This window comes from Thermus sp. 2.9, assembly GCF_000794385.1.
In the GTDB taxonomy this organism is placed as follows: domain Bacteria; phylum Deinococcota; class Deinococci; order Deinococcales; family Thermaceae; genus Thermus; species Thermus thalpophilus.
Genome location: NZ_JTJB01000029.1, coordinates 16,030 through 33,409 on the forward strand (window position 1 = coordinate 16,030; position 17,380 = coordinate 33,409).

The 17,380-nt window shown below is 68.8% G+C and carries 16 protein-coding genes; 6 read left to right on the forward strand and 10 right to left on the reverse strand.

Annotated features, from left to right (window positions below; genetic code table 11):
* Positions 1-22: 22 nt before the first annotated feature.
* The 5 genes from QT17_RS06345 to QT17_RS06365 are packed head-to-tail and all read left to right on the forward strand — an operon-like array spanning position 23 to position 4,425.
* Entirely contained in the window at positions 23-1,087 is a 1,065-nt protein-coding gene (locus QT17_RS06345; RefSeq protein ID WP_039457964.1) for a bifunctional 3-deoxy-7-phosphoheptulonate synthase/chorismate mutase, read from the forward strand.
* Positions 1,087-2,028 (forward strand): 4Fe-4S dicluster domain-containing protein, encoded by a 942-nt coding sequence (locus tag QT17_RS06350; protein ID WP_039457967.1) that lies wholly within the window; start codon positions 1,087-1,089, stop codon positions 2,026-2,028. The genes QT17_RS06345 and QT17_RS06350 overlap by 1 nt, the downstream gene beginning before the upstream one ends.
* 24 nt (positions 2,029-2,052) lie before the next feature.
* Positions 2,053-3,690, forward strand: coding sequence for an FAD-binding dehydrogenase (locus tag QT17_RS06355; protein ID WP_039457969.1), 1,638 nt, complete (start codon positions 2,053-2,055; stop codon positions 3,688-3,690).
* A 4-nt stretch (positions 3,691-3,694) separates the two neighbouring features.
* Positions 3,695-4,087 carry a methylmalonyl-CoA epimerase gene (gene mce / locus QT17_RS06360; RefSeq protein WP_039457972.1) on the forward strand — a complete coding sequence of 131 codons (393 nt, stop codon included), beginning with the start codon at positions 3,695-3,697 and terminating at the stop codon, positions 4,085-4,087.
* Complete coding sequence (locus tag QT17_RS06365; RefSeq protein WP_039457974.1) at positions 4,087-4,425, forward strand: VanZ family protein; 339 nt, start codon at positions 4,087-4,089, stop codon at positions 4,423-4,425. The genes mce and QT17_RS06365 overlap by 1 nt, the downstream gene beginning before the upstream one ends.
* Here QT17_RS06365 and QT17_RS06370 read toward each other — a convergent pair.
* The 8 genes from QT17_RS06370 to QT17_RS06405 form a co-directional block, all read right to left on the reverse strand.
* Positions 4,379-5,062 (reverse strand): SDR family oxidoreductase, encoded by a 684-nt coding sequence (locus QT17_RS06370; RefSeq protein ID WP_039457976.1) that lies wholly within the window; start codon positions 5,060-5,062, stop codon positions 4,379-4,381. The two genes, QT17_RS06365 and QT17_RS06370, sit on opposite strands and share 47 nt — an antisense overlap.
* A gap of 4 nt (positions 5,063-5,066) precedes the next feature.
* On the reverse strand, positions 5,067-6,044 hold the full coding sequence (locus QT17_RS06375) for a hypothetical protein (protein ID WP_039457978.1): 978 nt from the start codon (positions 6,042-6,044) through the stop codon (positions 5,067-5,069).
* The gene (locus QT17_RS06380; RefSeq protein WP_039457981.1) at positions 6,041-8,509 is read right to left on the reverse strand and encodes a hypothetical protein; all 2,469 of its coding nucleotides are present in this window, start codon (positions 8,507-8,509) and stop codon (positions 6,041-6,043) included. The genes QT17_RS06375 and QT17_RS06380 overlap by 4 nt, the downstream gene beginning before the upstream one ends.
* Positions 8,506-9,549 (reverse strand): LptF/LptG family permease, encoded by a 1,044-nt coding sequence (locus tag QT17_RS06385; protein WP_039457983.1) that lies wholly within the window; start codon positions 9,547-9,549, stop codon positions 8,506-8,508. Before QT17_RS06385 ends, QT17_RS06380 begins: the two co-directional genes overlap by 4 nt.
* Complete coding sequence (locus QT17_RS06390) at positions 9,546-10,556, reverse strand: LptF/LptG family permease (protein WP_039457985.1); 1,011 nt, start codon at positions 10,554-10,556, stop codon at positions 9,546-9,548. The genes QT17_RS06385 and QT17_RS06390 overlap by 4 nt, the downstream gene beginning before the upstream one ends.
* Before the next feature lie 40 nt (positions 10,557-10,596).
* Positions 10,597-11,007: a hypothetical protein gene (locus QT17_RS06395; RefSeq protein ID WP_039457988.1), complete on the reverse strand. Its 411-nt coding sequence runs from the start codon at positions 11,005-11,007 to the stop codon at positions 10,597-10,599.
* A 226-nt stretch (positions 11,008-11,233) separates the two neighbouring features.
* Positions 11,234-12,268: an alcohol dehydrogenase family protein gene (locus QT17_RS06400; protein WP_039457989.1), complete on the reverse strand. Its 1,035-nt coding sequence runs from the start codon at positions 12,266-12,268 to the stop codon at positions 11,234-11,236.
* Positions 12,265-12,657, reverse strand: coding sequence for an SCP2 sterol-binding domain-containing protein (locus QT17_RS06405; protein ID WP_039457993.1), 393 nt, complete (start codon positions 12,655-12,657; stop codon positions 12,265-12,267). The genes QT17_RS06400 and QT17_RS06405 overlap by 4 nt, the downstream gene beginning before the upstream one ends.
* 52 nt (positions 12,658-12,709) lie before the next feature.
* Here QT17_RS06405 and QT17_RS06410 point away from each other — a divergent pair, with 52 nt between their 5' ends.
* The gene (locus QT17_RS06410) at positions 12,710-13,162 is read left to right on the forward strand and encodes a hypothetical protein (protein WP_052155179.1); all 453 of its coding nucleotides are present in this window, start codon (positions 12,710-12,712) and stop codon (positions 13,160-13,162) included.
* Here the strand turns inward: QT17_RS06410 and hrpB are convergent.
* The gene (hrpB, locus tag QT17_RS06415; protein ID WP_039457995.1) at positions 13,119-15,413 is read right to left on the reverse strand and encodes an ATP-dependent helicase HrpB; all 2,295 of its coding nucleotides are present in this window, start codon (positions 15,411-15,413) and stop codon (positions 13,119-13,121) included. The genes QT17_RS06410 and hrpB overlap by 44 nt on opposite strands.
* Positions 15,414-17,321: a DNA topoisomerase subunit B gene (locus QT17_RS06420; RefSeq protein ID WP_039457997.1), complete on the reverse strand. Its 1,908-nt coding sequence runs from the start codon at positions 17,319-17,321 to the stop codon at positions 15,414-15,416.
* Positions 17,322-17,380: the final 59 nt, after the last annotated feature.

The window sequence follows — 17,380 nt, forward strand, 5'->3', positions numbered from 1 at the left end:
GCTTTGCCCCATAGAATAGCCCATGGACGAGCGCATCCTGGCCTTGCGCAAAGAGGTGGACCGGGTGAACCGGGAGCTTTTGCGCCTCCTTTCCGAGCGGGGGAGGCTGGTGCAGGAGATCGGCCGCATCCAGACCGAGTTGGGCCTTCCCCACTACGACCCCAAGCGGGAAGAGGAGATGCTGGCCTACCTCACCGCGGAAAACCCGGGGCCCTTCCCCAACGAGACCATCCGCAAGCTCTTTAAGGAGATCTTCCAGGCGAGCCTGGACCTGGAGGAGCGCCAGGACCAGAAGAAGTTCCTCTACTCCAAAAAGCACAAGCCCGAGCCCACCCAGGTGCGGGTGAAGGACGTGGTCTTCGGGGAGAAGCCCCTTCTCATCGCCGGGCCTTGCTCCATTGAGTCGGAGGAGCAGGTGATGGAAACGGCCCGCTTCCTGGCGGGGCGAGGGGTGAGGGTCCTTCGGGGTGGGGCCTTCAAGCCCCGCACGAGCCCCTACGGCTTCCAGGGCCTGGGGCTGGAGGGCCTAAGGCTCGGGCGCAAGGCGGCGGACGCCTTCGGCATGGTCTTCGTCACCGAGGTCATGGACACCCGGGACGTGGAGGTGGTGGCGGAGTACGCCGACATCCTCCAGATCGGGGCCCGCAACATGCAAAACTTCGCCCTCCTCAAGGAGGTGGGCCGCGCCCATAAGCCCGTCCTCCTCAAGCGGGGGCTTTCCGCCACCATGGAGGAGTGGTTCTACGCCGCCGAGTACATCCTCTCCCAAGGGAACGAGCAGGTGATCCTGGCGGAAAGGGGCATCCGCACCTTTGAGCGCTGGACCCGCAACACCCTGGACCTTTCCGCCGTGGCCCTGGCCAAGCAGGAAACCCACCTGCCGGTGGTGGTGGACGTGACCCACGCCGCCGGGCGCACGGACCTCCTCGCCCCCTTGGCCCGGGCGGCCTTGGCCGTGGGGGCGGACGGGGTTCACGTGGAGGTTCACCCCAACCCCAAGGTGGCCCTTTCCGACAACCAGCAGCAGATGGACTTCTCCCAGTTTGACCGCTTTTTGGCGGCCATAAGGGACCTCCTCGAGGGCTGATGGGCCTTTTGGACAACCTCCTCAACGCCTTCCTCAAGGCCACGGACCCCAGGCCCCGCTACACCGAGGCCCGCTGCCTCCTCTACAAGAACAGCGTGGGGGGGTGCGACAAGTGCTACCAAGCCTGCCCCAAGGGGGCGGTGCGCCTGGAGGGGTGGCGGGTGGAGCTGGACGAGGTCTTGTGCACGGGTTGTGGCCTCTGCACCGGGGTCTGCCCCGGCCTCGCCCTGGAGTACCCCTTGGGGGGCATCCAGGAGGCCTTGATCCGGGGAAAGGGGAAGCTCCGCTGCTCCAAGGCGGAGGGGAAGGGGGAGGAGGTCCTGTGCCTGGGCCGGCTCACCCCGGGGCTTTTGGCCGAGGCGGGAAGCCGCTTCGGCCGGGTGGTCCTGGCCCGGGGGGACTGCGACCGCTGCCCCATCGGGGGGGCTTCGGTCCCCGAGCACCTCGCGCGGATGGCGGAGGAGGCCCGGCGCTACTTCCCCGTGGAGGTGGAGGTGCGCCAAGGGGAGCTTCCCGGGGAGAAGGTGGGGAGGCGGGAACTCTTCCAGGCCCTTTTGGGAAGCGCCAAGCGCACCGCCGCCGATCTCGTCCCCGAGCTTCCCCTGCCCCAGGAGCCCGAGGAAAAGGGCTTGCCGGCGGAGCTTCGCCTCCGCCTCCTCGCCGCCTCCCGGGCCGAGGAGGTGGCCTGGCCCAGGATCCGGGTGGAGGAGGGGTGCACCCTGTGCCCGGTCTGCACCAACGTCTGCCCCACGGGGGCGGTCTACCGGGTGCGGGAGGGGGAGGAGTACGCCCTGAAGCTCAAGGTGGAGGCCTGTACCGGGTGTGGGGCCTGCGTGGAAAGCTGCCCCCCCCAGGTGATCCGCCTCGAGGCCGCCCCCAAGGAGGAGCTGGGCCAGGAGCTGGAGCTTTTCCGGGGAAGACCCCCCTGGTACGACCTTTGAACTTGGTATAATCCCCACCGAGCCATGGACGCGGACGTGGTGGTGGTGGGCGGGGGGCTCGCCGGCCTGGTGGTGGCCACGGAGGTGGCCTCGGCGGGGCGGCGGGTCCTTTTGCTGGAGCAGGAGCCCCACCTGGGAGGGCAGGCCTACTGGTCCTTTGGGGGGCTTTTCCTGGTGAACTCCCCCGAGCAGCGCCGGCTTGGCATCCGCGACTCCTTGGAGCTCGCCTTCCAAGACTGGCTGGGGGCCGCTGGCTACCACCGGGAGGAGGACCACTACGGCCAACTTTGGGCCCAGGCCTACCTGAGCTTCGCCGCCGGGGAGAAGCGGTCCTGGCTCGCCTCCTTGGGCGTGCGCTTTTTCCCGGTGGTGGGCTGGGCGGAGCGGGGCGGGGGCCTGGCCACGGGCCACGGCAACTCTGTGCCCCGCTTCCACATCGTCTGGGGCACGGGGCCGGGGCTTTTGGAGCCCTTTTTGCGCCGGGCGGAGGCCCTGCGGGAGGCGGGAAGCCTCCGGGTCCTCCTCCGCCACCGGGTGGAGGAGGTCTTGGTGGAAGGGGGAAAGGCGGTGGGGGTGGCGGGGGTGGCCCTGGAGGAGGACCCCAAGCCCCGGGGAGCTCCCACGAGCCGCAAGCCCCTAAGGGACTTCGCCTTCCGCGCCCAGGCGGTGGTGCTGGCCACGGGGGGGATAGGGGCCAACCTGGATCTGGTGCGCCGCCATTGGCCCGAGCGCATGGGTAACCCCCCAGGGAGGATGCTCTCCGGCGTGCCCAACCACGTGGACGGCTCGGGGCTTTTCCTGGCGGAGCGGGCGGGGGCGCGCCTCGTCAACCTGGACCGCATGTGGCACTACCCCGAGGGGGTGGAGAACCATAGCCCCATCTGGACGAACCACGGCATCCGCATCCTCCCCGGGCCCTCGGCCCTCTGGGTGGACGCCACGGGAAAGCGCCTTCCCCCACCCCTTTTCCCCGGTTTTGACGCCCTGGAAACCCTGCGCCACCTGCGCCAAACCGGTTTTGACTGGAGTTGGTTTATCCTGGACCTGCGCACCCTGAAGAAGGAGTTCGCCCTTTCGGGCTCGGAGCAGAACCCGGACCTCACCGGGAGGAGCTGGCTCCAGGTGGTGAAAAACCGCCTCCTCGGGCCCAGCGCTCCCGTGCGGGCCTTCTTGGAGCGGGGCAAGGACTTTTTGGTGGCGGAGCACCTTTCCGACCTCCTGCGGAAGATGGACGCCCTGGCTCCTGGGGTTTTGGACCCCGTGCGCCTCGAGGCGGAACTCCGGGCCCGGGACCTGGAGCTTTTAAACCCCTTCGCCAAGGACGGCCAGGTCCTCGCCCTCCACACCTTCCGCCGCTACCGTGGGGACAGGCTTTTCCGCGTGGCCAAGCCCGCCCCCTTCCTCTCGGGGAAAAGCCCCTTGGTGGCGGTGCGCCTTTGGACCCTCACCCGCAAGACCCTGGGGGGCATCCAGACGGACCTCAAGGCCCGGGCCCTCACCCCCAAGGGGGAGCCCTTGCCTGGGCTTTACGCCGTGGGGGAGGCGGCGGGGTTTGGGGGCGGGGGGTTCCACGGCTACAAGGCCCTGGAGGGCACCTTCCTCGGGGGGTGCCTCTTCACCGGGCGCCAGGCGGCGAGGGCGCTCCTGGAGGGGCTAGAATAGGCCCATGCGGCTTCACCACGTGGGCATCGCCGTGGAGGACCTGGAGGCGGCCAAGGCCCGCTACCTCCTTTTGGGCTGCCGGGTGGTGGCGGAAGGGGAGGTCCCTGCGCAAGGGGTGCGGGTGGCCCTCCTTGGGGGAGAAGGGGAGGCGCTTTTGGAGCTCCTCGCCCCCTTAGGCCCGGAAACCCCCGTGGGGCGCTTCCTGGCCAAGCGGGGCCCGGGCCTCCACCACCTGGCCTTCGCCGTGGAGGACGTGGCCCGGGAGCTTTCCCGCTTCAAGGAGCAGGGGGCGAAGCTTATTGACGAGCTCCCCCGCCCCGGCTTTGGGGGGCACAAGGTGGCCTTCCTCCACCCTTCCTTTGGCCTGGGGGTGCTTTGGGAGTTGGTGGAGGTCTAGTGCGCCCCTTGTTCCTCGCCTTAGCCCTGGCCCACATGGGCCTCCTCTGGTGGCTTTCGGACCAGCCCCAGACGGGGCTTGGGCTTCCCCACCCTTGGGACAAGGGGGCCCACTTCCTGGCCTACGCCCTTTTGGGCCTCCTCCTCCGCCTCGGCCTGGGCCGCTTCTCCTGGGCCTTCCTCGGCGCCGCGTTCTACGGGGTGGTGGACGAGTACCACCAAAGCTTCGTCCCCGGCCGGGAGGCCTTCGGCCTGGACCTGGTGGCGGACGCCTTGGGGGCCTTCTTCGGGGCTAAAGGGGCGGGTAGATGGGAAGCTCCAAAAACCTCCCGCCCCTAGCCGCGGCGGCCTGGACGATGGCCTCCGCCACCAGCTCGGGGGCGATCCAGCGGCGGGGGTCCGCCTCGGGCATGGCCCGGCGGTTGGCCTCGGTGTCCAGGGTGCCCATGGGGTAGACCACCAGGAAGCGCACTCCCTCCACCTCTCCTTGGAGGGACTTGAGGAGGCTCGCCAGGGCGGTTTTGGCCATGGTGTAAAGAGCCCTTCCGGGGCCCGCCCCGCTCCAGGCGGGACCGGCGGCGATGGCGGCGAAGAAGCCTTCCCCCCGCCTTTCCATGTAGGGGAGGACCGCCCGGAGGAGGTTGTAGGTGGTGCGGAGGTTTAGGTCCAGCATCCAGTCGTAAAGGCCGGGGTCGGAGTCCAAGAAGCGCCCGGCGGCGAAGCCTCCCACGGTGTGGACGGCGCCGTAGAGGGGCGCTTCCCGCTCCACGAAGCGGGCCAGAGCCTCGGCCTCCTCGAGGCGGGTGAGGTCGGCCACGAAGGTCTTGCCCCCCACCGCTTGGGCCCTTTCCGCCATGCGCTCGGGCCGGGGGTCAGAGAGATAGAGCCTAGCCCCCGCCCCGTGCAGGGCGGGGATGAGGGCCCGGGCCAATGCCCCTCCTGCGCCGGTGACCAAAAAGGCTTTTCCTTGCAGCATGGCCTCATTCTACGGGGATGAAGGCCAGGGCCTGCGGACTAAAGCCCAAGGAGGGGCTCGCCTGCGGGTAGGAGGGCAAGGGGTTTTGCTGGAGGTCGTAGACCTCCAAAACGCCCCCCCGGGCCAGGTAAAGGTAGCCGTCCTGGCCCACGGTGGCGGCGGTGTAGGCGGCGTAGGTGTTCCGCGCCCCCGAGTCCCGAGGGGCGAGGACCCGGAAGCCTCCGCCAAAGGCAACTAGCCCTTGCGCGGGGTCCAGGGCCAGGCGGACGGGGCCCACGTAGAGCCCTAGGCTTTGGGAGGAAGGGTTCTGCGCCCCGTTCCAGGCGAGGAAAAGGGTGTCCGTGGTCGTGTACCCCGCCCCCAGGAGCCTACCCCCCGGGTCCAGGCGGAGCTCGGTGGGGGTGAGGCTCGGGAGGGAAACCTCTTGGGAGGGGGTGCCCGTGGGGTCTGTGGCGGGGCGGTAGCCCAAGGCGTTTTCCGCGAGGTAGGCCAAGAGGTCTACCCCCCCTTGGGGAAAGAGGGCGAGGCGTACCCCGGAAGGAAGCCCAGTAAGGTCGGCTTCGGTGGGGCTTCCCAGGTCGGGAAGGGGGAAGAGGAAGGCCCGGCGGGCGTTTGGGCAGTGGACCAAGGCTTGGTTGGCACCCAGGCGCAGGTAGCCCCCCGTGCAGTCCACCCCCAGGAGGGCGGTGGTGGGGCTGCCCTGGGGGGCGGCGCTTTCCGTGAAGCCCGCCGTGGAGTAGGCCTCGAGGCGGTCGGGGAAGAGGAGGAAAAGCCTTTGGAAGGCGTTGCTGTAGGCCAGGTCTTGCAGGGTGGGCGCGCTCCAAGTCTCCACGGGTGTGGACCCTCCTGATTGCAGGTCGGCGGCGCGGTAGAAGCGCACCGCATCCCCCCCACCCGCGGCCACCAGGGCGGGCAAGGGAGGTTCTTGGCTTCCCGTACAGGCCGAAAGGAAGAGGGCCAAGAGGAAGAGGGACTTTCTCACGGCAGACCTCCCAAGCGCACGCCTTCTTCGTCCATGAGCACCTCCGCCGCCTGGCCCCCGTAGAGGAAGGCCAGGCGCACCTCGCCCTTGGCCGCGTCCAGGGTGTAGCGAAGGGCCCAGCAGCAGCGGTCCAGGGTGAGGACGAACTTGGGCCTTAGCGCCTCCCCCGGCAGGTTTTGCGTGAGAAGGGCGGCCAGGTGCAGCTTGGTGTTCTCCCGGCCCAGGAAGGTGAGGGTGGGGCCGAAGCTCCGGAGGGCCAGGGTGTAGCCCTCGGGCCGCGTGGGCTGGCGGAGGTAGGAGAGGCTTCCCGAAAGGGAAAGCCCCGGCAACACGCCCTCGTCCAGGGGGATGGGCGGCCAAAGCTCCACCCCGCCGCTGAAGGTGGCGTCCTTCAGGTAAACGTCCCGGTCCTCCACTTCCGGGAGGTGCAGGTTGGCGGCGAAGCGAAAGCCTGCCTCGGGCATGGCCTGGGAGAGGGAAAGGCGGAGGTTGGTTCCCCGAAGGCCCTCCTGGAAGCGGCCGGAAAGGAGGAGGTCTAGGAGGGGCCCCGGGGCCACCCCGGCGCGGAAGCCGAGGGCGTAGGCCAAGGCCTCCCGGTCCAGGTTGGCTTGGAGGGAGAGGCTTTGGGGCCCCAGAATAGCCTGGCCCTGGAGGGCGAGGGTGTCCTTTTGCCAGTCCCGGCGCGCCTGGAGGGTGTAGGCGGTGAGGCTTTCCCTGAGGGAGAAGGTGAGGTCGCTGGTGAGGGCCCCTTCCCCGTTCAGGCCGTGGCGGTGGGTGAGGGAGAGGCTTCCCGCAGGGAGGGCGTAGGCCCCTTGGAGGGTGAGGGGGTCAAAGAGGGCCTTGGTGTGGTCGTAGCGGAGGCTTGCCCGGAAGGAGAAGGGGTAGGGGGTGAGGCTTGCCTCCCCTTGGGTTTCCAAAGGGCCTTCCCCCTCCAGGCCCCGCTTGTGGTAGAGCCGTAGGGTATAGCCCTGGTCCTGGAGCCGGGCCTCCGCCTCGAGGGGCAAGTACCTATTCCCCTCCAGGTCCCGTCCCCCTTTGAGGTTGAGGAAGAGGGGCCTTTCCTGGAAGCCCAGGCCCAAGGTGGCTTGGTGGTTTTTCCGGGTGGGCAGGGCGTCAAAGCGGAAGGGGCTTTCCCCTTCTTGGACGCTCCTTTGGTAGGCCGCTTCCAGGCTGAAGCCCCCGAGGGCTTGGCGCAGGCTTAGGCTCGTGGTCCAGTCCACCTGCCGCTCGTATTCGCCGTCGGGGTTTTGCGTGGTGTAGTAAAAGCCCCGGAAGCGGTTTTCCACCCGCAGGCTCGCCCCAGGCCAAGGGGCGAGGGCGAGGCTTTCCGCGTGGGCGAAAAGGGCCCTTGCCGCCTCGGCGTAGGGCCCAAGGGCCCGGGCGGAGCGGTTTAGGGGGTTGGTCTCCGCCAAGTAGCGGCCCAGGAGGAGGCTTGCCTGGAGGCTAAAGGGGCCTTCCCGGAAGGTGGGGGACTGGACCTCCAGCTCGGGGAGGCGTTGGAGGGTGCGGGGGGGCGGGGTGGCCTCGTCGTGGTCCAAGAAGCCCTCTAGCCGTAGGGCGTAGCGCCAGTCCTGGGGCGTGGGGCTTCCCGGAAGAAGGGCCTCCAGGCGGAAGCGGGAAAGCTTCTCCCGGGTATCGTCCCGCTCCAGGAGGGCGGTGAGGGAAAACTCCCGCCGCTTTAGGCTGTACTCCCCCCGGTACTGGAAGGTGTCTGGGGGGGTGTGGAGGAAGAAGTAGTGCTCCTTGGCCTCCCCCACCCCCACGTGGTCAAAGCCAAGGCCAAAGCCCCGGCCCTGGTAGTAGCGGAAGAGGGTGTAGCCAAGGCCGAAGGCGGCCACGTAGGGCAGGTCGGCCTTGAAGAAGAACCCCCCCTCGTCCTGACCCACCTCGAGGCGGGGCCGCCTTTCCGAAAGGTAAAGGAGGACGGGAAGCTCCAAAAGGGGCTCCTCGCGCCAAAGGAGCACCACCCCCCGGGCCACCACCCGGTCCCCTGGGTAGAGGACGATCTCCCGGGCGCGGAAGGCGTAGTCGGGCACCTCCTGCCCACAAGAAGCGCAAGGGGTGGCGTAACCCCTTTCCAGGAGGATGGCCCCCGCCGCCCTTTGGCAGAGGGGCCCGGTGAGGAGGAGGTCCTTGGCCTCTATGCGCACGGTTAGGGCGTCAAAGCTTTCGTCCTTCAGGTCCACCTGAAGCTCCTCCGCCTCTATGAGGCGGCCTTCTTGGTCCCGGTAGCGCACCTTCCCCGAGAGGTACAAAAGCCTCCGGGCGCGGAAGTAGGTGACCCGCTCCGCCTCTAGGGTCTCCCCGTTCCGCTCCAGCCGCACGGGGCTACCCACCAGCACGTAGACCTCCTCGCCCCCTTCCTCCCGAAGCTCCAGCCTTTCCGCCTCCAGGACCTTGAGGACGTTTTCCTCCTGGGCCCAGGCGGGAAGGAGGAAGAGGAGGAGGAAAAGAACCCACCTCACCGCCTACCTCCCAGGAAGAGAAGGAGGGCCAAAAGCGAGAAGAGGAGGTTCGGCCCCCAGGCGGCGAGGAGGGGATTTAGGGCGCTTTGCTCCCCCATGATGCGGGCCACGCTCCAGGTGGCGTAGTAGAGGAAGGTGAGGACCGCCACCCCCACAAGCCCCAGGCTCCGGCTTCCCCCGAGGAGGTAAAAGGCGAGCCCCACGGCGAAGAGGGCGAAGACGGGGGCGGCCAGGGGCTCGGCGAAGCGGCGGTAGTAGGTGGTGGCCTCGAGGCCCGCCCGCACCCCCTGGGCCCTAAGCCGCGCCACCTCCTGCCGGAGCTCCGCCAGGGTCATTCGGTTCGCGGGGTTCTGCCAGGGCTCAAAGGTGAGGTCCTGAAGCACCAGCTCCCCCTCCCGGAAGCGGGTGAGGGTGCGGGGGCGGTCCCCCTCGTAGGTGAGGCGCTTTCCCCCCTCCACCCGGAGCACCCCCCCTTGGAAGCTTCCCCGTTCCGCCAAGAGGACCTCCTCCCGGGACACCACCCTGAGCTTCCCGATCCGATCCCCGGCCACCTCCCCCACGTACACCACCCGCCCCCTGGCGTCCTGGAAGGTGGCCCCCGGGGTCAGGAGGGCGCGGGGCCTTTCCAGGACCTGCCGCCTAAGGAGGTCCTGCCCCTGGGCGAGGGCCCTTGGCACCAGGCTTTCCCCCAGGAGGAAGGTGAAAAGGGCGATCCCCCCGCCCAGGAGGAGGAGGGGCAGGAGCACCCGCCCCCGCCCCACCCCGAGGGCCAGGAGGGCCTTGAGCTCCGAGTCCTCCGCCATGCGGGAGAGGAGGAGCAAGAGGGCGAAGAGGTAGGCCACCGGGGCCCCCCGGGCCACCGCCTCGGGGGTGCGGTAGAGGAGGTAGGCGAGGAGGGTGTAGGGGTCCGCCCCCTTGGCCACCAGGGGGGCCAGCACCTCGTAGACCGCCCCCGCCAGGAAGAGGAGGACGATGAAGAGGAGGCCCAGGCCGAAGAGGCCTAAGGCTTCCCGCAGGAGGTAGCGGTCTAGGGTCTTCACCGTAGCCTCCAGGTGAGGAGAAGGGCCAAGGCCCCATAGACCAGGTTGGGCAGGTGGGCCAGTAAGGGGCTCACATCGTAGCGGGCGAGCTGGGCGGAGAGGGTCCAGAGCACGTAGTAGCCGAAGATGAGGAGGACCACGGCCAAGAAGGCCCAGGCCGCCTCCCGGAAGGAAAGGCCCAAGGCCGCCGCCACCCAGCCCAGGAAAAGGGCCCCGAGGGCGTCCGCCAGGCGGCGGTGCAGGGCGAAGCGGGCGGACACCTCCACCTTGCCCCGCTCCCAAAGCTCCCCGAGCGTGGAGGTGTCGTAGGGGTCGCGGGAGCCCAGGCTTTCCTTGGGGCGGAACTGGGCGGGAAAGGGGAGGGTGCCTTGGAAGGGTTTGGGGGTTTTCCCCTCCAGCACGTAGCCCTTCAGGTGCCAGCCCTCCTCGTCCCAGACCCCTTCCTGGGCGCTATAGACCCGGCCCTTTTCGTCCACCACCCTCACCCCATAGAGGCGGTTCGCCCTCCCTTCGGGGCGGATTTCCTCGGCGTAGTACACGCCGAGGCCCGGGGGGGCGTAAAGCTCCCTGCGCAACACCCCGCTAAGGGTTCCTTCCCCGTAGAGGAGGCGGGAGAGGTGGGCATCGTAGGCCTCGAGGGCCCTTGGCCGCACCTCCGCCAGGTTGGCCAGGTTCACCAGGGCCACCAGGAGGGCCACGAGGAGGAGGGGGCGGAGAAGGGCCAAGGGCGGCACCCCCCCGGCGTAGGCCGCCTTAAGCTCGGACTGGCGGATGAGGCGGGATAGCCCCACCAATAGGGCGAAGACGAGGCCCAAGGGCAGGGCCAGGCTGAGCGTCCAGGGAAGGCGGAGGAGGATGAGGCGGAGGATGGCTTCGGCCCCCGCGCCCCGGCTCAGGAGGACCCCCGAGAGGCTAGAAAGGAGGTCAAAGGTGAGGAGGGCCACGAAGAGGAGCACTCCCACCAGGTAGGGAACCAGGAGTTCCTTGAGGACATAACGGCCCAGCACCGGGCCAAGTATATGCCTCTAGGATGAGAAGCGGCCCAGACTACTCCGGGGCGATCACGTGGATCACCGGCAGGCCAAAGCGCTCCGCCTGGGTGTGCACGTCCAGCCTGAGCCAGCGGGAAAGCCCCGGGGGCAAGGTGGCGAGGACGATGGCCTGGTAGGCCCCCGGGTGGGCGGCGAGCTCCTCCTCGAGGGCGAGGAGGGGGGAGACGTCCCCCGCCTTGGCCTCGGCGATGGGGATGCCCTGAGCCTCTAAAGCCGCTTTGGCCGCCTGGGCCTCGGCTTCCGCCCGCCTTTTCACCTCTTCCTCCTCGTACACCCAGCCCGGCGGGGGCACGGCGGGCACCAGCAGGGTGAACCGGGCCTCGGGGTCTTGGGCCAGGATTTCCCGGAGCTTGGCCGCCAAGGTGGGGCTTTTGGCGGTGCGGTGGGCCACCACCAGGTACCGCATGGACCACCTCCTTTCCCCTCAGGCTAGCGGGGAGGTTCTGCGAAAGGGGGGCAAAAGGGCACATTCGCCCTGGAACCTATACAAAAAGCCGGACCAGACCCCGGAGGAAACCCGTTTGGGCGGGGTTTTATTGCATAGCACTTTACATATCGGCAAAGCGTGGTAAACTAAGAAGTAAGGGAGTCAGACGGGAAAGGAGCCGCCCGAGGGGGCGGAGGGTTTGTTTTTAGGGCACCAAGGCCACCTTGGTGGCCCGGCGCTCGTGGAAGAGGCGGTAGCCTTCCGCCGCCTCCTCCAGGGGCAGGCGGTGGCTGAAGACGAAGCGCCCCTTGAGCCGCCCCGTCTTCTGCAGGGCCAGGACCTCGCCGATGTAGCGGGGGATGTTGGCCAAGGCGCTCCGGAAGGTGATGCCGCGGCTGAAGGCGGAAAGCCACGGGTAGTCCACCTTCTCCGCCGTGGGCACCCCTAGGCTGGACACCACGCCCCCGGGCCCCACCAGGCGGAAGGCGAGGCGCAACGCCTCCCCGTCCCCGCCCACCGCCTCCACCACCAGATCGGCCCCCAGGCCGTCCGTCTCCTTGCGCAGCCGGGCCACGGGGTCTTCCGCCTTGGGGTTCAGGGGGAGGCTTTCCAAGGCGCTAGCCTTTTCCAGGCGGCTTTCCTCCGGGTCTATGGCGTAGACCATCCCCGCTCCCAGGGCGTGGGCCACCATCTGGGCCATGAGGCCCACGGGCCCCGACCCCACCACCGCCACGCTCGTCCCCGGCTCCAAAAAGGGCCTCACCCCCCCGTAGGCGGTGGTGAGGATGTCCCCCGCTAGGATGGCCTCCTCCGCCGGCAGGTCTCCGATGGGGAACAGGCTCGTGCGGGCGAAGGGGACCCGCACCCGCTCGGCCTGGGCCCCTTGCAGGTTGCCCAGGGCCAGGCCAAAGCCGTAGACGCCCCCCTTAAGGCAGGCGAAGAAGCGGCCCTTGCGGCAGGCGGGGCAGTCCCCGCAGGCCACCTGGAAGCTCCCCACCACCCGTTCCCCCAAGGCGAAGGGCACCAGGGGGCCCTTCTCCACCACCCGCCCCACGAACTCGTGGCCGAGGATGGTGCCGGGCAAGACCCCGGCGATCTTGCCGTGGTAGATGTGGAGGTCCGAGCCGCAGATGGCGGCGAGCTCCACCTCCACGATGGCGTCGGTTTCCGCCTCCAGTTTGGGCTCCGGGACCTCTTCCACCGCCACCTGGAAGGGCCCCTGGTACACCACCGCCTTCACGCCACCTCCCGCGCCACCTTCACCAGTTCCTGGGCCGCTTGGGCGTAGGGGGCCAAGGCGGCGAGGGAGCCCTTTTTAAGCTCCAAAAACCCCCGCATGAGGGCGGTGAGGGGCTCCAGCCTGCCCGCCAAGACCTCCTGCCAGGTGGCGAGGTCGGCCTCAATCACGAAGTCCGCCCCCGCTTCCCCTTCCACCACCTGCACGCCCCGGCAGGCCCCGTGCCAAAGGTCCAGGACCACCGCCACCCCCCGGGGCAGGCCCGCCTGGGGGTCGGGGCGGACGCTTAGGGCCAAGGAGCCTTCCCAATCGGCCGCCGCCTTGCGGTAGGCCTCGCTTTGGGAAAGCTTCTCGCAGTACGCCTTGGCCCAAGCCTCGCTGAAAAGCTCCATGCCCTTCCTCCTTTTGCACCGAGTATAAGCCCTTTGGCGGTACCCTGGGAAGGTGGTCTACCTCCTGGACCTCTCCGGGGTTTACTGCGAGCCGGTGGAGCCCCGCCTGATCCGGCTTCTCGCCGAGGCCAGCGGGGAGAGCTCCTTTTACGTTTCCCAGGCCTTCTACGACCTCCTTCCCCGCCTCAAGGAGGAAGGCCCGGGGGTTTTGGAAGCCCTTTTCCCGGGCGCCGCAAAGCTCTACCCCAAGGCTTTTGTGCCCAGGCCCCTGGCCTTTCCCACGCCCTTTTACCTGGTTTCCGACCTGCCCCCTCCGGAGGGGCTTTCCGCCTTCTTCCACCCGAATAAGCTAGAGGCTTTGGCCTCGGCGGTGGCCGCCTTGGGGGAAGAGGCCCTTTACCTGGACGATAACCCCCTTTGGGTGGCGCGGGCGCGGGAGCGGGGGTTCCGGGCGGAGCTTTTTAGGGGCGCTCCGGCCACGGGTGCTTGGGGTAGCGGCGCATGAGCTCCCGCCGCACCTCGGGGTAGCGTTTTTCCCAGAAGGACTTAAGATCCTGGGTCACCTGCACCGGCCTGCGGGCGGGGGAGAGGAGCTCCACCGCCACCGGGACCTTTCCTCCCAGCACCCTCGGGGTTTCCCTGAGGCCGAAGGCCTCTTGGATGAGGAGGGAGAGGAGGGGCGGGGTGCCTTCCCGGTAGCGGAGGCGCTTGCGCTTGCCGGAGGGTAGGAGGATGGCCTCGGGGGCCAGGGCCTCGAGGACCCCCCTCGCCTCCCCCAAAAGCCCGAGGAGGATCTCCTTCCAAGGCAGGCGGGCCAAGGCTTCCTTCTCCCTCACCCCCTCCACCCAGGGGAGGAGCCAGGTGAGGTCCTGGAGGAGGGCCGCCTCGCTCAGGGCCGGCACCTCCACCCCGTGGGCCCGGAGGAAGGCTAAGCGGAGGAGCACCTGCCGCGCCTCCTCGGGCAGGGGAAGGCCTTCCTTGAAGGCTTCTTGGAGCTCTTTCGGGGTGGGTGGCCCGGGGTCCACGGGAACCCGCTCCAGGAGGATGGCCCCGTACCGCCTTTCCAAGTACCCCCGTAGCCGCCCCCCTTCCCAACCGCTAAAGGCCTCCACCCCGGACCGCTCCAGGAGGTCCTCCCGGGCTAGGGGGGCATAGAGGAGAAGGCGCCCTTCCCCTTGGGAAAGCTCCGCCCCCACCGCCACCAGATAAGGGGGGCCATCCCCTTTCAAGCGCAAGAGGGGGCCGGTGCAAAGCCGGTAGCGCCCGGGCCCCACCCGCTCCGCCGCCCGGTCGGGGTAGGCGGCAAGGAGGAGCCGCCCCACCGCCTCGGGGTGGGGGAGGCTTGTGAGGGCCTCGGCCCCGAGCCGCCTCCGCCATAGGGCCGAAACCCGCTCCACCCCCAAAAAGGGCCCCCGCCTTTCCCTTCGGGCTTGGAGGAGGCCTTCAAGCCGCAGGAGGAGGTCCACTTCCCCCGCCAAGGGGTCGGGCTCCTCCAGGAGGGCGATGAGGTCCGCGGCCAAAGGGAGGAGGCCATGGGCCTTGGCCTCCAGGGCCATGCGGGCCAGGCGAGGGTGGGTGGGGAGGCGGAGCATGGCCTGGCCCAGGGGGGTGAGGCGCCCCCCCTCCACCGCCCCCAGGAGGCGGAGAAGGGCCCAGGCGGCCTCCAGGGCCCCCTTGGGGGGTGGGGTGGGGAGGGGGAGGTCTTCTAGCCGTTCCCCGAAGGCCTGGGCCAGGAGCACCGCCCGGGCGAGGTCGGCCTCCAGGATCTCGGGGCGCTTCGGGGGGAAGGGGCCTTGGGGGTAAAGGCGGTACACCCTCCCCGGGCCAAGCCGTCCGGCCCGGCCCGCCCGCTGCCGGGCGGAGTCCTCGGGGATGCGGGCGAGGACCAGCCGGGTGAGGCCCGTCCTGGGGTCAAAGCGAGGCTTTTTGGCGAGCCCCGTGTCCACCACCGCCCGCACCCCGGGTAGGGTGAGGCTGGTTTCCGCCACGTCCGTGGCCAGGACGATCTTCCGGGGGCCGGGCCTGAGGAGGGCCGCCTGCTCCGCCAAGGGAAGCCCCCCGTGGAGGGGGAAGGCGGGGAGGTCGGCGAGGAGCCTCTGCGTCCTTTCGATCTCCCTCTTGCCCGGCAGGAAGACCAGGACGTCCCCTTCCCCTTCCAAAAAAGCCCTCCGGGCGTAGCGGGCGGCCAGGGCCTCGAGGGGGCCCTCGGGAGGCCGATCCAGGTGGAGAATCTCCAAGGGGTGGGCCTCCCCCTCCACGCTTAGGGTAGCCCCCGCCAGGGCCCGCTCCAGGTCGGGGTCGGGGGTGGCGGTGAGGAGGGCCAACTTGAGGTCGGGCCGCAGGGTTTCCTGGATGCGGAGGAGGAGGGCCAGGGCCAGGTCGCCTTCCAAGTGGCGCTCGTGGGCCTCGTCCAGGAGGACGGCGGAAACCCCTTCCAGGGCCGGGTCTTCCAGAAGGCGCTGGATGAGGAGGCCTTCCGTCATGACCAGGAGCCGGGTTTCCGCGCTTTCCCGGCTTTCCAGGCGCACCCGGTAGCCCACGCGCTTGCCCAGGGGCTCCCCCAGGTTCTCCGCAAGCCGGGCCGCCACCGCCCGTGCCGCCACCCGCCGGGGCTCAAAGAGGAGGATGCGGCCGGGTAGGACTTCCAGGAGCTTTAGGGGGAAAAGGGTGCTCTTGCCCGCCCCAGGGTAGGCCTTAAGGAGGAGGCGGCCCCGCTCCAGGAGCCGGGCCACCGCCTCATCCAGCCAGGCTTGCATTTAGATGTCCAGCTCGGCGTAGCGGGCGTGCTCCTCAATGAAGTCCCGCCTGGGGGCCACGTCCTGGCCCATGAGCTTCTCAAAGAGCTCGCTGGCTTCCAGGGCGTCTTGGAGCTCCACCCTTTTCAGGACCCGCTTTTCCGGGTTCATGGTGGTTTCCCAAAGCTGCTCGGGGTTCATCTCCCCCAGGCCCTTGAAGCGCTGCACCTCGTAGTTTTTACCCTCCAGTTCCTTGAGGCGCTCCGCGAGCTCCTCTTCGGAGTAGAGGTATTCCACCCTTTTCCCCACCTGAAGGCGGTAAAGGGGAGGTTGGGCGATGTACACGTGGCCCCGCTCAATGAGGGGGCGCATATAGCGGTAGAAGAAGGTGAGGAGGAGGGTGCGGATGTGGCTCCCGTCCACGTCGGCGTCGGTCATGATGATGATCTTGTGGTAGCGGAGCCCCTCCAGGTCAAAGTGGGCCTCGTCCCCCGTGCCCCCGATCCCCGCCCCGATGGCCGCCACCATGGCCCGCACCTCGGCGTTTTTAAGGGCCTTGGATAGCCCCGCCTTCTCCACGTTGAGGATCTTTCCCCTAAGGGGCAGGATGGCCTGGAAGCGGCGGTCCCGGCCTTGCTTGGCGCTTCCGCCGGCGGAGTCCCCCTCCACGATGAAAAGCTCCGCTTCCTCGGGGTTTTCCGTCTGGCAGTCGGCGAGCTTGCCGGGGAGGTCGTCGGACTCCAGGGGGTTTTGCCGGCGCACCAGTTCCCGGGCCTTCCGGGCCGCCTCCCGGGCCTGGGCCGCCCGCTGGGCCTTCTCGTAGAGGGTCTTGGCGATGCGGGGGTTTTCCTCCAGGACCTCCAAGAGCCTCTCGTAGACCACCTGGTTCACGGCGCTTCCCGCCTCGGGGTTTAAGAGCTTCCCCTTGGTCTGCCCTTCAAACTGGGGCTTTGGGAGCTTCACGCTCACCACGGCGTAAAGGCCCTCCAGGAGGTCGTCCCCCGTGGGCTGGGGGCCCTTGTCCTTATTGAGGCCCGCCTTCTTGGCGTACTGGTTTAGCGCCCGGCTGTAGGCGGACTTGAAGGCGGTGAGGTGGGTCCCCCCGTCTCGGGTGGGGATCATGTTGGCGTAGGTGAGGATCTCCGCCGTGTAGCCCTTGGTGTGGATGAGGCCCACCTCCACCTCCACCTCCCCTTCCTGGCCCCGGATGAGGAAGGGCTTCTCGTAGAGGAGTTCCTCCCCTTCCGCCAAGGCCTTGGCGAAGGAGGCCACGCCCCCCTTGTCCAGGAAGACCTCCTCTTTGCCGTGCTGGAGGTCTTTGAAGACCAGTTTGAGCCCCGCCACCAGGTAGCTCACCTCCCGGAGGCGGGCCCGGATCTTGCTCGGGTCAAAGGCCAAGGAGCCGAAGATTTCGGGGTCGGGCTTGAAGGTGACCCGGGTGCCCGTCTTGCCCTTGGGGGCTTCGCCCACCACGCGGAGGGGCTCGGCCACCTCGCCCCGGCTGAAGGCGATGCGGTGGTGCTTCCCATCCCGGAAGACCTCCACCACCGTCCACTCGGAAAGGGCGTTCACCACGCTGGCCCCCACCCCGTGGAGGCCGCCCGAGACCTTGTAGGCCCCGCTTTCAAACTTGCCCCCGGAGTGCAGGGTGGTGTAGATGACCTCCACCGCGGGTTTCCCCTCCTCGGGCATGAGGTCCACGGGGATGCCCCGGCCGTTGTCCTCCACGGTGAGGGAGCCGTCGGGGTTCAAGGTGGTGACGATCTCCGTGGCGTAGCCCGCCAGGGCCTCGTCCACGGCGTTGTCCAGGATTTCCTTGAAGAGGTGGTGGTAACCTTCCACCCCCGTGCCGCCGATGTACATGGCGGGGCGGTGGCGCACCCCCTCCAAGCCTTTGAGCACCTTAATGGCGGAAGCGTCGTAGCTCACCCCTCCAGTATACCACACGCACCGGGGCCAGGTTTTTCCCTTGGCGATGGGCTGAAGCT

Bases quoted from the DNA above. Each gene is read 5' to 3' on its own strand.
- QT17_RS06345 (WP_039457964.1), top strand. From the start codon at position 23: ATGGACGAGCGCATCCTGGCCTTGCGCAAAGAGGTGGACCGGGTGAAC.
- QT17_RS06395 (WP_039457988.1), bottom strand. From the start codon at position 11,007: ATGCGGTACCTGGTGGTGGCCCACCGCACCGCCAAAAGCCCCACCTTG.
- hrpB (WP_039457995.1), bottom strand. From the start codon at position 15,413: ATGCAAGCCTGGCTGGATGAGGCGGTGGCCCGGCTCCTGGAGCGGGGC.
- QT17_RS06405 (WP_039457993.1), bottom strand. From the start codon at position 12,657: ATGGAGCTTTTCAGCGAGGCTTGGGCCAAGGCGTACTGCGAGAAGCTT.
- QT17_RS06355 (WP_039457969.1), top strand. From the start codon at position 2,053: ATGGACGCGGACGTGGTGGTGGTGGGCGGGGGGCTCGCCGGCCTGGTG.
- QT17_RS06350 (WP_039457967.1), top strand. From the start codon at position 1,087: ATGGGCCTTTTGGACAACCTCCTCAACGCCTTCCTCAAGGCCACGGAC.
- mce (WP_039457972.1), top strand. From the start codon at position 3,695: ATGCGGCTTCACCACGTGGGCATCGCCGTGGAGGACCTGGAGGCGGCC.
- QT17_RS06370 (WP_039457976.1), bottom strand. From the start codon at position 5,062: ATGCTGCAAGGAAAAGCCTTTTTGGTCACCGGCGCAGGAGGGGCATTG.